This window comes from Pseudomonas palmensis (assembly GCF_017848315.1).
GTDB lineage: Bacteria > Pseudomonadota > Gammaproteobacteria > Pseudomonadales > Pseudomonadaceae > Aquipseudomonas > Aquipseudomonas palmensis.
The window spans coordinates 92,865-107,270 of record NZ_JAFKEC010000007.1 but is presented as its reverse complement, the minus strand read 5'-3'; the positions used below and the strand labels follow the sequence as shown (position 1 = coordinate 107,270).

General features: G+C 64.1%; 12 protein-coding genes. 4 read left to right on the top strand and 8 right to left on the bottom strand.

Features of this window, described 5'->3' with window-relative positions; translation table 11 throughout:
• Nucleotides 1-73: 73 nt before the first annotated feature.
• The gene (locus JZZ72_RS06680; protein ID WP_043862082.1) at nt 74-559 is read right to left on the bottom strand and encodes a YajQ family cyclic di-GMP-binding protein; all 486 of its coding nucleotides are present in this window, start codon (nt 557-559) and stop codon (nt 74-76) included.
• 116 nt (nt 560-675) lie between these two features.
• On the opposite strand from JZZ72_RS06680, the gene JZZ72_RS06675 reads away from it, so the two are divergent.
• From JZZ72_RS06675 to JZZ72_RS06665, 3 genes are read left to right on the top strand one after another with little or no spacing between them, the layout of a single operon-like run.
• On the top strand, nt 676-1,593 hold the full coding sequence (locus tag JZZ72_RS06675; RefSeq protein ID WP_210014202.1) for a putative 2-dehydropantoate 2-reductase: 918 nt from the start codon (nt 676-678) through the stop codon (nt 1,591-1,593).
• 46 nt (nt 1,594-1,639) lie between these two features.
• Nucleotides 1,640-3,676, top strand: a complete 2,037-nt coding sequence (locus JZZ72_RS06670; protein ID WP_054914831.1) for an ATP-binding protein — start codon at nt 1,640-1,642, stop codon at nt 3,674-3,676.
• Between the two features lie 2 nt (nt 3,677-3,678).
• Nucleotides 3,679-4,239 carry a cob(I)yrinic acid a,c-diamide adenosyltransferase gene (locus JZZ72_RS06665; RefSeq protein WP_043862079.1) on the top strand — a complete coding sequence of 187 codons (561 nt, stop codon included), beginning with the start codon at nt 3,679-3,681 and terminating at the stop codon, nt 4,237-4,239.
• Between the two features lie 78 nt (nt 4,240-4,317).
• On the opposite strand, the gene JZZ72_RS06660 is transcribed toward JZZ72_RS06665, so the two are convergent.
• From JZZ72_RS06660 to secA, 4 genes are all read right to left on the bottom strand, one after another.
• Nucleotides 4,318-5,259, bottom strand: a complete 942-nt coding sequence (locus JZZ72_RS06660) for a Nudix family hydrolase (protein ID WP_210014201.1) — start codon at nt 5,257-5,259, stop codon at nt 4,318-4,320.
• Nucleotides 5,256-5,888, bottom strand: coding sequence for a glutathione S-transferase (locus JZZ72_RS06655; RefSeq protein WP_088515537.1), 633 nt, complete (start codon nt 5,886-5,888; stop codon nt 5,256-5,258). Before JZZ72_RS06655 ends, JZZ72_RS06660 begins: the two co-directional genes overlap by 4 nt.
• Before the next feature lie 101 nt (nt 5,889-5,989).
• Nucleotides 5,990-7,207, bottom strand: a complete 1,218-nt coding sequence (gene argJ / locus JZZ72_RS06650; RefSeq protein WP_078479527.1) for a bifunctional glutamate N-acetyltransferase/amino-acid acetyltransferase ArgJ — start codon at nt 7,205-7,207, stop codon at nt 5,990-5,992.
• 124 nt (nt 7,208-7,331) lie between these two features.
• A complete protein-coding gene (gene secA / locus JZZ72_RS06645; RefSeq protein WP_054914834.1) occupies nt 7,332-10,067 on the bottom strand; it encodes a preprotein translocase subunit SecA in 2,736 nt (911 codons plus the stop codon).
• A 263-nt stretch (nt 10,068-10,330) separates the two neighbouring features.
• Here secA and JZZ72_RS06640 point away from each other — a divergent pair, with 263 nt between their 5' ends.
• Complete coding sequence (locus JZZ72_RS06640; protein ID WP_054914835.1) at nt 10,331-10,780, top strand: DUF721 domain-containing protein; 450 nt, start codon at nt 10,331-10,333, stop codon at nt 10,778-10,780.
• Nucleotides 10,781-10,879: 99 nt separating this feature from the next.
• Here JZZ72_RS06640 and lpxC read toward each other — a convergent pair whose 3' ends face one another.
• From lpxC to ftsA, 3 genes are all read right to left on the bottom strand, one after another.
• On the bottom strand, nt 10,880-11,791 hold the full coding sequence (gene lpxC, locus JZZ72_RS06635) for a UDP-3-O-acyl-N-acetylglucosamine deacetylase (RefSeq protein WP_043862073.1): 912 nt from the start codon (nt 11,789-11,791) through the stop codon (nt 10,880-10,882).
• A 112-nt stretch (nt 11,792-11,903) separates the two neighbouring features.
• The gene (gene ftsZ / locus JZZ72_RS06630) at nt 11,904-13,094 is read right to left on the bottom strand and encodes a cell division protein FtsZ (protein ID WP_043862072.1); all 1,191 of its coding nucleotides are present in this window, start codon (nt 13,092-13,094) and stop codon (nt 11,904-11,906) included.
• 56 nt (nt 13,095-13,150) lie between these two features.
• Complete coding sequence (gene ftsA, locus JZZ72_RS06625; RefSeq protein ID WP_043862071.1) at nt 13,151-14,404, bottom strand: cell division protein FtsA; 1,254 nt, start codon at nt 14,402-14,404, stop codon at nt 13,151-13,153.
• Nucleotides 14,405-14,406: the final 2 nt, after the last annotated feature.

Here is a 14,406-nt window from a genome sequence, read left to right as displayed (position 1 = left end):
GCGCCGCAATCGTTTCAGCGGCCGCAGAAACCTCGGACGCCGAAATGGCGCCAAGGTTCCGGGTGCACGGGGATCAGTCGCGGAAGTTGTTGAACTGCAGCGGCATGCCGAACTCCTTGGCACGCAGGGCCGCGATGGCTTCCTGCAGGTCGTCGCGTTTCTTGCCGGTAACGCGTACCTGCTCGCCCTGGATGGCGGCCTGGACCTTGAGCTTGGCGTCCTTGATGTGGGCGACGATCTTCTTGGCCAGTTCCTTGTCGATGCCTTCCTTCAGCGTCGCTTCCTGCTTCATCACCTTGCCCGATGCGAAGGCATCCTTGACCTCCAGGCACTGCACGTCGATCTTGCGCTTGACCAGCGCCAGCTTGAGGATGTCGATCATCGCCTCGAGCTGGAACTCGGCCTCGGCGGTGAGGTTGACGGTCAGTTCCTTTTCCTTGAACTCGAAGCTGCCCTTGCCCTTGAGGTCGTAGCGGCGGTCGAGCTCCTTGACCGCGTTTTCCACGGCGTTGGTGACTTCGTGCTTGTCCAGTTCCGATACCACGTCGAACGACGGCATATCCATTCTCCAAAAAAATAAACGCACGCTCATGGGCCCCTGGTCGCAGAGCATGATGGAGCGTGCCGGGTTTGACGGTTAAAATGCGGGTTCATTATAACGGTTGCGAAACGCAGATGAGCAGCACCTGGCATATTCTCGGCGCCGGCAGCCTGGGCAGCCTCTGGGCCTGCCGCCTGGCACAGGCCGGCAAGGCGGTCCGCCTGATCCTGCGCGACCCTGCGCGCCTGCACGCCTACGAGGCAGCGGGCGGCCTGAGCCTGGTACACAACGGCCAGGCGCAGCGCCACGCGATCCCCGCCGAAACCGCCGATGCAGGCACGCCTATCCACCGGCTGCTGGTGGCCTGCAAGGCCTACGACGCGCCCGCGGCAGTGGCGCAGCTGGCGCCGCGACTGGCGCGCAATGCCGAGCTGGTGTTGCTGCAGAACGGCCTGGGCAGCCAGGACGAAGTCGCCAGCCAGGTCCCCCACGCACGCTGCATCTTCGCCTCCAGCACCGAGGGCGCGTTTCGCGAAGCCGACTGGCAGGTGAACTTTGCCGGGCATGGCTTCAACTGGCTGGGCGACCCGGCCAACCCACTGCCGCCCGATTGGCTCGACGACCTGACCGACGCCGGCATCCCGCACCAGTGGACCCCGGACATCCTCACCCGGCTGTGGCGCAAGCTGGCGCTCAACTGCGCCATCAACCCACTGACCGTGCTGCATGCGTGCCGCAACGGCGGCCTGGCCGAGCATCACTGCGAGGTGGCCACGCTGTGCGCGGAGCTGGCCGAGCTGCTGCAGCACTGCGGCCAGCCCGAAGCCGCCTCCGACCTGCAGGTCGAGGTCGAACGGGTCATCCAGGCCACGGCGGCGAACTACTCTTCCATGTACCAGGACGTGCGCCAGGGCCGACGCACCGAGATCCACTACCTGCTCGGCCACGCCTGCCGCGTTGCCGCCCGCCACGGCCGCCATCTGGCGCACCTTGAACGGCTGCACCGGCGCCTGGTCGAACACCTGAACGCACGCGGGTTGCCCAGCGACTGAGGGCAACGCTACCCTGCCCCTCCACCCACAGGATCACGCCGTCACCATGCCCTTGCGCGAACGCCTGGAAAACCTGCCGGTCGGCCAGAAGCTGCTGGCCGCCCTGCTGGTGCTGCTGATCACCATTCTGCTGGTGGCCAACCTGACCTTCATCAGCGCCGCCTACTGGATCTCCCAGGAGGCCATGGCGCCCCAGGCCCTGCAGACCATCGGCCGCCTGGTATCGCACCCGGAGCTGGCACAGCGCGCCGCCGACTCGCCAGAGGCGGCCAACGACCTGCTCAAGGAACTGGACAGCTACACCCCGCTGCGCGCCGCCGCGCTGTATGGCAGCGACGGCAAGCTGCTGGCGCAGTTGCAGCACGGCGAACCCCTGGCAGTGCCCAAGCGCTACCGCAACATCGAAAGCTGGCGCCTGACCGAGTTTCGCAGCACCCAGCTGGTAACCCTGCCGCGCCCCGGCAACCCGCCCGGGCATCTGCTGCTGGTGGCCAGCAGCGAGCTGCCGATGGCCTTCTATACCGGCACACTGACCGCCAGCCTGGGCATCCTGGTGTTCAGCATCCTGCTATGGATGCTGATTGCGCGGCAGATCAAGCGCCTGATCACCCAGCCGATCTACCAGCTCGAACAGCTCTCGCGCCAGGTAACCCGCGAAGAGAACTATGCCCTGCGTGCGCGCCCCGGCAACCGCGACGAAATCGGAAGCCTGGCCGAGGCGTTCAACACCATGCTGTCGCGCATCGAAGCCCGCGAACAGCAACTCAAGCGCGCCCGCGACGAATTCCAGACCGCCTATGACCAGGCCCAGGGCCTGGCCGAGGAAACCCGTCACACCAACCGCAAGCTGGAACTCGAAGTACAGGTGCGCAGCAAGATCGAGCGCAAGCTCACCGGCTTTCAGAACTACCTCAACAGCATCATCGACTCCATGCCCTCGGCACTGATCGCCCTGGACGAACAGCTCTACGTGACCCAGTGGAACCAGGAGGCCAGCGCGCTTTCCGGCACGCCGCTGGACGAGGCGCTGAACCAGCCTATCTTCCTCGCGTTCGAGCCGCTCAAGCCGTTCCTGCCGCAGCTCAAGGAAAGCGTCGAGAAGCACCGCGTGGCCAAGATCGAGCGGGTCACCTGGACCAGGGGCGACGATGCGCGCCACTACGCCCTGACCTTCTACCCGCTGATGGGCGGTGGCGGGCGCGGCGTGGTGATTCGCATCGACGACATCACCCAGCGCCTGTCGCTCGAAGAGATGATGGTGCAGTCGGAGAAGATGCTATCGGTCGGTGGCCTGGCTGCTGGCATGGCGCACGAGATCAACAACCCGCTGGGGGCGATCCTGCACAACGTGCAGAACATCCGTCGACGCCTGTCCCCCGACCTGCCGAAGAACCTGGAGCAGGCCAGCGAAACCGGCATCGACCTGGGTACGGTCAACCAGTACCTGGAAAACCGCCAGGTACCCCAGTTGCTCGATGGCATCCAGCAGGCCGGCGCACGGGCGGCCAAGATCGTCACCCACATGCTCAGCTTCAGCCGCCGCAGCAACCGCCAGATGGCACCGTGCGACCTGCCGGCACTGATCGACCAGGCGGTGGAGATCGCCGGCAACGACTTCGACCTGACCGAAGGCTTCGACTTCAAGGGCCAGGCCATCGTGCGCCAGTTCGACCCGGCCCTGGGCCCGGTGCCCGGCACCGCCAACGAGCTGGAACAGGTGCTGCTCAACCTGCTCAAGAACGCCGCCCAGGCGATTCACCAGCGCGAAGACGACAGCGAACCGGGGCGTATCATCCTGCGTACCCGGCTCAACCCGCCGTGGGCCGAGATCCAGGTCGAAGACAATGGCGTGGGCATGCCCGAGGCGGTGCGCAAGCGCACCTTCGAGCCGTTCTTCACCACCAAGGAAATCGGCCAGGGCACTGGCCTGGGCCTGTCGGTGTCGTATTTCATCATCACCAACAACCACAAGGGCCAGATGGAGGTGCAGTCGGCGCCGGGTCAGGGCACGTGCTTCACCTTGCGCCTGCCGCTGAGCAACCTGCCGATGCCACCCCCCGGCCCGCCAACGATGGAGTCATGAGCATGGGTTTTCGCTTGTCGAAGATTTACACCCGCACCGGCGACAAGGGCGAAACCGGCCTGGGCGACGGCCGTCGCGTCGCCAAGGACCATCCGCGCATCGAGGCCATCGGCGAGGTGGACACGCTCAACAGCCAGCTGGGCGTGTTGCTGGCAGGCCTGGCCGAGCAACACCTGGACGAGGTGGTCGAAGTGCTGGCGCCGTGTCAGCATCGGCTATTCGACCTGGGTGGTGAGCTGGCGATGCCCAGTTACCAGGCCTTGAACGAGGCCGAGGTGCAGCGCCTGGAAGCGGCGATCGACCACTGGAACGAAGAGCTGGGGCCTCTGGAGAACTTCATTCTGCCGGGCGGTTCGGCGCTGATTGCCCAGGCGCATGTATGCCGCAGCCTGGCCCGCAGTGCGGAGCGGCGGTGTCAGCAGTTGAATGCGGCAGAGCCGCTGGCGGGGGTAGGGCTGGCGTACATCAATCGGCTGTCGGACTTGCTGTTCGTGGCGGCGCGGGTGATTGCGCGGCGCCAGGGGGTGGCGGAGGTGTTGTGGCAGGCTGCGGCCAGGCCATGACGCCGCTTCGCCGGCAAGGCCGGCTCCTGCAAAGGTCAGCGCCGTCTGTAGGAGCCGGCCTTGCCGGCGAGGCTTCACTCAGGCCTCAGGCCAGAACGCCCGAATTCCGGCCACGCCTTGGGCGCCGAACTGCCAGGCCCGCTCGCAATCAGCCGGCCCCACGCCACCCAGCACATACACCGGCCGGTTGAAGCCTTCGATCAGCTCGCTGGCCTGCTCCCAGCCCAACGGTACCGCCTCGGGATGCGTCTGGGTCGCCTGCACCGGCGACAGGGTGACGAAATCCACCCCCATCTGCTCGGCCAGCTCCAGTTCTTCGGCGTTGTGACAAGACGCGGCCAGCCAGCGCTCCCTGGGGAACGGTCGGCCCTTGGGCGCATATTTGCGCAACTGCTCGGCCGTAAGGTGCCACCCTGCCGCCGGGAAATCGCCCAGCCACTCCAGCGGCCCCTTGAGCATCAACTGCGCCTTGCCGGCACACAGCCCCACCGCATCCACCGCCACATCGCGGTACTTGGGGTCGTAGCCGTTGGGCGCACGCAACTGCACCAGCTTGATCCCGCCGGCAATCGCCTTCTGGATGCCGCGCAGCAACTGCGGGGCTTCCAGTTCGCCCGGGGTGATCAGGTAGTGGCCAGGCAACCGCGCGGCCGCCACGATGGGCTGGTTGGCTTCAGGGAAGTCGTATTGCGGCAGTTCGCGTGGCGACACCCAGGCCAGTGGCTGGCCTTCGGCACCATGGGGCTCGCCGGTAAAGCCGTCGACCTCCCACACGTCCAGCAGCACCTGCTTGTCGGGGTAGTCGTGACGCACCTTGATCAAGGGCCGTGCACGGGTCACGACGATGCCCAGTTCCTCGTGCAGCTCGCGGGCCAGGGCGATCTCGACCGCCTCCCCCGCCTCCACCTTGCCGCCGGGAAACTCCCACAGGCCGCCCTGATGCTGGCTGTCGGCACGGCGCGCAATCAGGATGCGCCCGTCGGTGCGGATCACCGCAGCGGCAACATGCACCCGCTTCACGACGCACGCTCCGCCAGCGCAGCCTGCTGCCAGGCCTGGAAGGCCGGCCACTGGTAGATGGCCTCAACGTAGGCGGCGGCTGCCGCTGGCAGTTCGACACGGTAGCTGCGCAGGCGCACCGCCACCGGGGCGAAGAAGGCGTCGGCCAGGCTCAGTTCGCCGAACAGGTACGGGCCCGGGGTCTTGGCCACCAGGCGGCACTCGGACCACAGCGCGACGATGCGGTCGATGTCGATCTGCACCTCGAGTGGAATGCTCTCAAGGGCCTGATCGTGGTCCAGATTCATCGGCATGGTGCTGCGCAGGGCGAAGAAGCCACTGTGCATCTGCGCGCAGGCCGAACGCGCCTGGGCCCGGGCAGCGATGTCGCTGGGCCACAGGTTGGCTTCAGGGTGGCGCTCGGCCAGGTACTCGGCGATTGCCAGCGAATCGGCGATGGTGCCGTGCTCGGACTTGAGCAGGGGCACCTTGCCGGTGGCGGAGTGCGCCAGGATGCGCTGGCGGGTATCGGGCTGGTTGAGGGTGATCAGCAGTTCGGTGTAGGGCACCCTGGCAAGTTCGAGGGCCAGGGCGGCGCGCAGCGACCAGGAGGAATACAGCTTGTCGCCGATGATCAGTTGGTAGCTCATGGGTGGGCTCCATCGGGATGTGCGGGGGCCTATTGCGGGTCAAGCCCGCTCCCACAGGGTTACTGCAATCCTTGAGGGAGCGGGCTTGACCCGCAATACGGTCAGGTACGGTATTCGGCGTTGATCTTCACATACTCATGGGACAGGTCGGTGGTCCAGATCGTCTCGCTGCAGTCGCCACGCCCCAGGTCGATGCGGATGGTGATCTCTTCCTGGGCCATCACGGCCGAGCCCTGGGCCTCGGTGTAGGTGGCGTTGCGGCCGCCTTTGCTGGCGATGCACACATCGTCCAGGTACACGTCGATCAGGCTCACGTCCAGGTTCGGCACGCCAGCACGGCCCACAGCTGCCAGGATCCGGCCCCAGTTCGGGTCGGAGGCGAACAGCGCGGTCTTGATCAGCGGCGAATGCGCCACGGCATAGCCGACGTCCAGGCATTCCTGATGATTGCCACCACCGTTGACCTGAACGGTCACGAACTTGGTCGCGCCTTCACCGTCACGCACGATGGCCTGGGCCACTTCCATGCACACCTCGAACACCGCCTTTTTCAACGCGTCGAACAGCGGGCCGCGGGCTTCGGTCACTTCAGCCACGTCGGCCTTGCCGGTGGCGATCAGCATGCAGCAATCGTTGGTCGAGGTATCGCCGTCGATGGTGATGCGGTTGAACGACTTGTTGGCGCCGTCCAGCAGCAGGTCCTTGAGCACGGCCGGCGCCACCTTGGCGTCGGTGGCGATGTAGCCGAGCATGGTCGCCATGTTCGGGCGGATCATCCCGGCGCCCTTGCTGATGCCGGTCACGGTGATGGTTACGCCGTCATGCTGGAACTGGCGGCTGGCACCCTTGGGCAGGGTGTCGGTGGTCATGATGCCGGTGGCGGCCTCGGCCCAGTTGTTTTCCGACAGGTCGTCCAGGGCGGCCTGCAGCGCGCCTTCGATCTTCTCGACCGGCAGTGGCTCACCGATCACACCGGTGGAGAACGGCAGCACCGCGTCGGCGTCGACACCCGCCAGCTCGGCCAGCCTGGCGCAGGTGCGCTCGGCAGCGGCCAGGCCGGGGGCGCCGGTACCGGCGTTGGCGTTGCCGGTGTTGGTCAGCAGGTAACGCACACTGCCCTGCACGCGCTGCTTGGCCAGGATCACCGGGGCAGCGCAGAACGCATTGAGGGTGAACACGCCGGCAACGCTGGAGCCTTCGGCGCAGCGCATTACCACAACGTCCTTGCGCCCGGGGCGCTTGATGCCCGCAGAGGCAATACCGAGTTCAAAACCTGGAACCGGGTGCAACGTTGGCAAAGGACCAAGACCGACAGCCATGAAAGCGCTCCTAGAAAAAAGGCGCCGGCTCGAGATACCGGCGCTTGAGATGGAACAACGCCGCGACGGTTGGGCCCGTCGCGGCGCGGTGTTCAGATATCAGCAGGGGGCAACGGCAGTGCGATCAGTCGATCTTGCCGTGGCACTGCTTGAACTTCTTGCCCGAACCGCACCAGCAGGGTTCGTTGCGGCCCAGCTTCTGCTCGTTGCGCACCGGCGCTGCGGCCACGGCGACGTCGGCACCCTCCTCAAGCAGCTCGCCCGCTTCCAGGCCAGGGGCCTCGGCGTGCTGGAACTGCATGCGCTGGGCCAGCTCTTCGGCTTCGCGGCGCAGGCGTGCTTCCTCTTCGATCGGGTCTTCGCGGCGAACCTGAACGTGCGAGAGCACGCGGATGGTGTCGCGCTTGATCGAGTCCAGCAGTTCCTGGAACAGGGCAAACGACTCGCGCTTGTATTCCTGCTTCGGGTTCTTCTGGGCGTAGCCACGCAGGTGGATACCGTGGCGCAGGTGATCCATGGTCGACAGGTGGTCTTTCCACAGGTCGTCGATCACACGCAGCAGGATCTGCTTCTCGAAGGTACGCAGGGCATCGGCGCTGGCCTGCTCTTCCTTCTCGTTGTAGGCCGCCATCAGCTCGGCCATCAACTTCTCGCGCAGGGTCTCTTCGTACAGGTGGTCGTCTTCGTCCAGCCACTGCTGGATCGGCAGCTTGACCCCGAAATCGCTGGCCAGTGCCGCTTCCAGGCCCGGCACGTCCCACTGCTCGGGCAGCGACTGTGGCGGGATGTGCTGGGCCACGGTGGCATCGAGCACTTCCTGGCGGAACTCGGCGATGGTGTCGCCGATGTTGGTCGCCGCCAGCAGGCTGTTGCGCATGTGGTAGATGACCTTACGCTGCTCGTTGGCCACGTCGTCGAATTCGAGCAGTTGCTTGCGGATGTCGAAGTTGCGACCTTCGACCTTGCGCTGGGCCTTCTCGATGGCGTTGGTGACCATGCGGTGCTCGATGGCCTCGCCGGACTGCATGCCCAGGGCCTTCATGAAGTTCTTGACCCGGTCGGAGGCGAAGATGCGCATCAGGCTGTCTTCCAGCGACAGGTAGAAGCGGCTCGAGCCCGGGTCGCCCTGACGGCCGGAACGGCCACGCAGCTGGTTGTCGATACGGCGCGATTCGTGGCGCTCGGAGGCGATCACGTGCAGACCACCGGACTCGATCACCTGCTGGTGACGCTTCTGCCAGTCGGCCTTGACCTGGGCAACCTGCTCGGGCGTCGGGTTGTCCATGGCAGCCACTTCGACTTCCCAGTTGCCGCCCAGCAGGATGTCGGTACCACGACCGGCCATGTTGGTGGCGATGGTCAGTGCACCCGGGCGACCGGCCTGGGCGATGATCTCGGCTTCCTTCTCGTGGAACTTGGCGTTCAGGACCTTGTGATCGATGCCTTCCTTGATCAGCAGGTTGGACATGTGCTCGGAGGTTTCGATGGTGGCGGTACCCACCAGCACCGGACGCCCGGAAGCCATGCTCTCCTTGATGTCGGCGATGATCGCGGTGTACTTCTCTTCGGCGGTCAGGTAGACCAGGTCGTTGAAGTCCTTGCGCGCCAGCGGCTTGTTCGGCGGGATCACCATCACGTTGAGCTGGTAGATCTGGGCGAATTCGAACGCTTCGGTGTCAGCGGTACCGGTCATGCCGGACAGCTTGTTGTACAGGCGGAAGTAGTTCTGGAACGTGGTCGAGGCCAGGGTCTGGCTCTCGGGCTGGATGTTCAGGTTTTCCTTGGCCTCGATGGCCTGGTGCAGGCCCTCGGACAGGCGACGGCCCGGCATGGTGCGGCCGGTGTGCTCGTCGATCAGCAGGATCTGGCCGTCCTGCACGATGTACTCGACATTGCGGTGAAACAGCTTGTGGGCACGCAGGCCGGCATACACGTGGGTCAGCAGGCCCAGGTTGTGCGCCGAGTAGAGGCTCTCGCCCTCGGCCAGCATGCCGACCTGGGTGAGCATCTCTTCGATGTACTGGTGGCCGGCTTCGTTGAGTTCGACCTGGCGGGTCTTCTCGTCGATGCTGTAGTGGCCTTCCTGGGTGACCTGGCCTTCGACCTCTTCGATGTGCTGCTTGAGCTGCGGGATCAGCTTGTTGATCTCGATGTACAGCTTGGAGCTGTCTTCGGCCTGGCCGGAGATGATCAGCGGGGTACGGGCTTCGTCGATCAGGATGGAGTCGACTTCGTCGATCACGGCGAAATTCAGCTCGCGCTGGAATTTCTCTTCCATGCTGAACGCCATGTTGTCGCGCAGGTAGTCGAAACCGAATTCGTTGTTGGTGCCGTAGGTGATGTCGGCGGCATAGGCGATGCGCTTTTCTTCCGGCGGCTGGAACGGGGTGACCACACCCACGGTGAGGCCCAGGTATTCATACAGAGGGCGCATCCAGTTGGCGTCGCGGCGGGCCAGGTAGTCGTTGACCGTGACCACGTGCACGCCCTTGCCGGACAGCGCGTTGAGGTACACGCCCAGGGTCGCCACCAGGGTCTTGCCTTCACCGGTACGCATCTCTGCGATCATGCCCTCGTGCAAGGTCATGCCACCGATCAGCTGTACATCGAAGTGACGCATGCCCATGACCCGCTTGCCGGCCTCGCGCGCAACGGCGAAGGCTTCGGGCAACAGTTGGTCAAGGGTCTCGCCTTTGGCCAGGCGCTCTTTGAACGCTGCGGTCTTGGCCCGCAACTGCTCGTCCGTCAGGGCGACCATCTGCTCTTCGAAGGCATTGACGATCTGTACCGTCTTGAGCATGCGTTTGACTTCACGCTCGTTCTTGCTTCCAAAAAGTTTTTTTAACAAAGGCGCAAACATATTGGCAGGATCTTCCACACGTAGGGATGGAGGGCGGCCCCGTGAGTCGCCCGTGCAGCCCTTATGGCCGCATGCGAACGAGCATTCTACCCGGAAACGATGGTGAGGAAAGTGGCGGATTTCCACGATGCTGGCACAGCGCTTTTTGACGGGGCTTTTTTACAATAAGGCCTTTTTCGCCAACTTCAACCCATCGTCACATGAAGAATTACCGGCGGGGCGATCTGTTAAGATGGCGCCACTGTACTTTTCGGACCCTGCCCATGGCTTTTCGCCCCCTGCCCGCCCGTGCACCCGCCGTGCTTTTGCGTGAAGCGCGACCGCTCAAGGCCCTGTTCAGCCAGGCCCAGCGCCTGGCCCAGCTGCAGCGCCTGGTGGAGAGCCAGTTGCAGCCGGCAGCGCGTGAGCATTGCCATGTGGCCTCGTGGCGCGAGGGTACGCTGCTGCTGATCGTCACCGACGGGCACTGGGCCACGCGCCTGCGTTACCAGCAGAAACGCCTGCTGCGCCAGTTGCAGATGATGGAGGCCTTCAGCAGCCTGACCCGCATCAATTTCAGGGTGCAGCCGGTGGCCGGTGTGGCACCCGCGGCGGGGCACCCGATGGACATCTCGACACGTTCGGCGCAGAACATCCACGCTACGGCCGAAGGGATCACCGACCCCAAGCTCAAGGCAGCACTGGAGCGTCTGGCCAGGCACGGCAAGGGATAGACGAGCGCACAGCGCTCGCAAACCTGCGAGTGCGCGGCAATAAAAAAGGGCCACCCGAAGGCAGCCCCAAAAAATAACTAAAGAAGAGAGAGTTCGTACTTACACTGCCGCAACCGGACGCATGTAAGAGATCGGTGCCGTGCTGGCATCTTCGAACGTCACCACTTCCCACGCATCGGTTTCCTCGATCAGCTTGCGCAGCAGCTGATTGTTCAGCGCGTGTCCGGACTTGTAGCCCTTGAACTCGCCGATCAGGCTGTTGCCCAGCAGGTAGAGGTCGCCAATCGCATCGAGGATCTTGTGCTTGACGAATTCGTCTTCGTAGCGAAGGCCGTCTTCGTTGAGCACGCCATCCTTGTCCACGACGATGGCGTTTTCCACGCTGCCGCCGAGGGCGAGGTTGTGCTTGCGCAGGTACTCGATGTCACTCATGAACCCGAAGGTACGGGCGCGGCTGACTTCCTTCACGAACGAGGTGCTGGAAAAGTCCACGCTGGCACTCTGGGTCCGGTTGTGGAACACCGGGTGGTCGAAATCGATCTCGAAACTCACCTTGAACCCTTCGAAAGGCAGGAAAGTGGCGCGCTTGTCGCCGTCTTCCACTGTCACTTCACGCAGGATGCGGATGAACTTCTTGGCTGCGTCCTGTTCTTCCAGGCCGGCAGATTGAATCAGGAATACAAAGGGCCCGGCGCTGCCGTCCATAATTGGCACTTCGGACGCGGAGAGCTCGACGTAGGCGTTATCGATGCCCAGGCCAGCCATGGCCGAGAGCAGGTGCTCTACCGTGTCTACCTTGGTATCGCCATTGACCAGTGTCGTGGACATGGTCGTCTCGCCGACGTTTTCCGCACGGGCAGGGATCTGCACCACAGGGTCGAGGTCGGCACGGCAAAATACGATGCCGGTATCCACAGGGGCGGGCTTGAGGGTCAGGTAAACCTTTTCCCCGGAGTGCAGGCCGACACCTGTGGCACGGATGATATTTTTCAGGGTGCGTTGTTTAATCATGGCATTGGCCGCTTCAGCGCAAATTGCGAACTGGTATCAACAAAGGCTGAGGATAATAGCAGACCCGGCCTTTGCTGAACACCAATCACCTTCATAGCCCTGATAAATTCCATTAATCGGCCTGACGACGCAGGAAAGCCGGGATATCCAGATAATCCAGGTCGTCCTGCGGGTTCAGCTTCTGTGCCGCAGCGGCCCCGGCGTGAGCCTGGTTGCGCATGACGGTCGGACGCTCCAGATCGCGGTAGTTGACCGAAGGTTGCTCCGGACGGGCCGGTGCAGGGGCTGGGGTCTGTACAGCGGACGCTTGCAGGGTGTTGTCGATGACCTTGACCGGTTTCTCGATCTTGGCACCCAGGCCGGTGGCTACCACGGTGACGTGCAGCTCGTCGCGCATGTCCGGGTCGATGACGGTACCGACCTTGACCATGGCGTGGTCGGAGGCGAATGCCTCGATGATGCTGCCCACATCGGAGTATTCACCCAGCGACAGGTCAGGACCTGCGGTGATGTTCACCAGGATGCCGCGGGCGCCCTGCAGGTTGACGTCTTCGAGCAGCGGGTTGCGGATGGCCGCCTCGGTCGCTTCACGCGCACGGTTCGGACCGCTGGCGCAGCCGGTACCCATCATGGCCATGCCCATCTCGCTCATCACGGTACGCACGTCGGCGAAGTCGACGTTGATCATGCCCGGACGCTTGATGATGTCGGAGATACCGCGAACGGCACCGGCGAGCACGTCGTCAGCCTTGGCGAAGGCCGACAGCAGGCTGGCATCCTTGCCCAGGATGGTCAGCAGCTTCTCGTTCGGAATGGTGATCAGCGAATCGACGCTGTCGGCCAGGGCACGGATGCCCTCGTCGGCGATCTGCATGCGCTTGCGACCTTCGAACGGGAACGGACGGGTCACCACCGCAACGGTGAGGATGCCCATTTCCTTGGCCACTTCGGCGATGATCGGAGCAGCACCGGTACCGGTACCGCCGCCCATGCCGGTGGTGATGAACACCATGTTGGTGCCTTGCAGCACTTCGGCGATGCGCTCACGGTCTTCCAGCGCGGCCTGACGACCGACTTCCGGATTGGCACCTGCACCCAGGCCCTTGGTCACGCCGGTACCCAGTTGCAGGATGGTGCGCGCGCCGATGTTTTTCAGCGCTTGAGCATCGGTGTTGGCGCAGATGAATTCGACGCCTTCGATGTTGCTCTTGACCATGTGATTGACGGCGTTGCCACCGCCGCCACCGACGCCGATCACTTTGATGACCGGGCTTTGCGGGACGTTGTCTACGAGCTCGAACATTTTCCCTCTCCTTTCAGTTCTCTAGTTTTTTGCGCCTACTACTACTGCTTTGAAACTTAAAAGTTGCCCTGGACCCAGCGCTTGAGTCGCTCAAGCACCGGGGCCTTCGGTTCATCGCCATAGCTGTTGCTGCTGATACCGGTCAGGGTCACGCCTTCGGACTGCTTCTGCAGGCCATAGGTCAGAAGGCCCACGCCGGTGGAATAGATGGGGTTGCGCACCACGTCGCTCAGGCCCCGCACGGTGTAAGGCACGCCCAGGCGTACCGGCATGTGGAAAATCTCTTCGGCCAGTTCCACCGCGCCTTCCATCTTGGCGGTACCGCCGGTGAGCACGATGCCGGCCGGCACCAGGTCTTCGTAGCCACTGCGACGCAGTTCGGCCTGGATCAGGGTGAACAGTTCGTCGTAGCGTGGCTCGACCACTTCGGCCAGGGCCTGGCGCGACAGTTCGCGCGGCGGACGATCGCCCACGCTAGGCACCTTGATGGTTTCGCCGGCACCGGCCAGCTTGGCCAGGGCACAGGCGTAGCGGATCTTGATCTCTTCGGCGTACTGGGTGGGGGTACGCAGCGCCATGGCGATGTCGTTGGTCACCTGGTCGCCGGCAATCGGAATCACCGCCGTGTGGCGGATGGCGCCCTCGGTGAAGATCGCGATGTCGGTGGTACCGCCGCCGATGTCCACCAGGCACACGCCCAGCTCTTTTTCGTCATCGGTCAGCACCGAGTAGGCCGAGGCCAGTTGCTCGAGGATGATGTCGTCGATTTCAAGGCCGCAGCGGCGCACGCATTTTTCGATGTTCTGTGCTGCATTGACCGCACAGGTGACCACGTGCACCTTGGCTTCCAGGCGCACGCCGGACATGCCCAGCGGCTCGCGCACGCCTTCCTGGTTGTCGATCACGTAGTCCTGCGGCAGGGTGTGCAGCACCCGCTGGTCGGCCGGGATGGCCACGGCCTGGGCCGCGTCCAGCACCCGCTCCAGGTCCGCCGCGCTGACTTCGCGATCGCGGATGGCGACGATACCGTGGGAGTTCAGGCTGCGGATGTGATTGCCCGCCACGCCGACGAACGCCGAGTGAATCCGGCAGCCAGCCATCAGCTGGGCCTCTTCGACGGCGCGCTGGATCGACTGCACGGTGGATTCGATATTGACCACCACGCCCTTTTTCAGCCCGCGCGATGGATGGGTGCCGATACCGACGATTTCCAGGGTGCCATCGGCGGCCACTTCGCCCACCAGTGCAACCACCTTGGACGTACCGATATCCAGCCCGACGATCATTTTGCCGCTATGCGCATTTGCCATGG

Excerpts from the sequence above, each read along its gene's own strand:
- lpxC (WP_043862073.1), bottom strand. The coding sequence starts at position 11,791 with ATGATTAAACAACGCACCCTGAAAAATATCATCCGTGCCACAGGTGTC.
- JZZ72_RS06670 (WP_054914831.1), top strand. The coding sequence starts at position 1,640 with ATGCCCTTGCGCGAACGCCTGGAAAACCTGCCGGTCGGCCAGAAGCTG.
- argJ (WP_078479527.1), bottom strand. The coding sequence starts at position 7,207 with ATGGCTGTCGGTCTTGGTCCTTTGCCAACGTTGCACCCGGTTCCAGGT.
- JZZ72_RS06640 (WP_054914835.1), top strand. The coding sequence starts at position 10,331 with ATGGCTTTTCGCCCCCTGCCCGCCCGTGCACCCGCCGTGCTTTTGCGT.
- JZZ72_RS06675 (WP_210014202.1), top strand. The coding sequence starts at position 676 with ATGAGCAGCACCTGGCATATTCTCGGCGCCGGCAGCCTGGGCAGCCTC.
- ftsZ (WP_043862072.1), bottom strand. The coding sequence starts at position 13,094 with ATGTTCGAGCTCGTAGACAACGTCCCGCAAAGCCCGGTCATCAAAGTG.
- JZZ72_RS06665 (WP_043862079.1), top strand. The coding sequence starts at position 3,679 with ATGGGTTTTCGCTTGTCGAAGATTTACACCCGCACCGGCGACAAGGGC.
- JZZ72_RS06655 (WP_088515537.1), bottom strand. The coding sequence starts at position 5,888 with ATGAGCTACCAACTGATCATCGGCGACAAGCTGTATTCCTCCTGGTCG.
- ftsA (WP_043862071.1), bottom strand. The coding sequence starts at position 14,404 with ATGGCAAATGCGCATAGCGGCAAAATGATCGTCGGGCTGGATATCGGT.
- JZZ72_RS06680 (WP_043862082.1), bottom strand. The coding sequence starts at position 559 with ATGCCGTCGTTCGACGTGGTATCGGAACTGGACAAGCACGAAGTCACC.
- secA (WP_054914834.1), bottom strand. The coding sequence starts at position 10,067 with ATGTTTGCGCCTTTGTTAAAAAAACTTTTTGGAAGCAAGAACGAGCGT.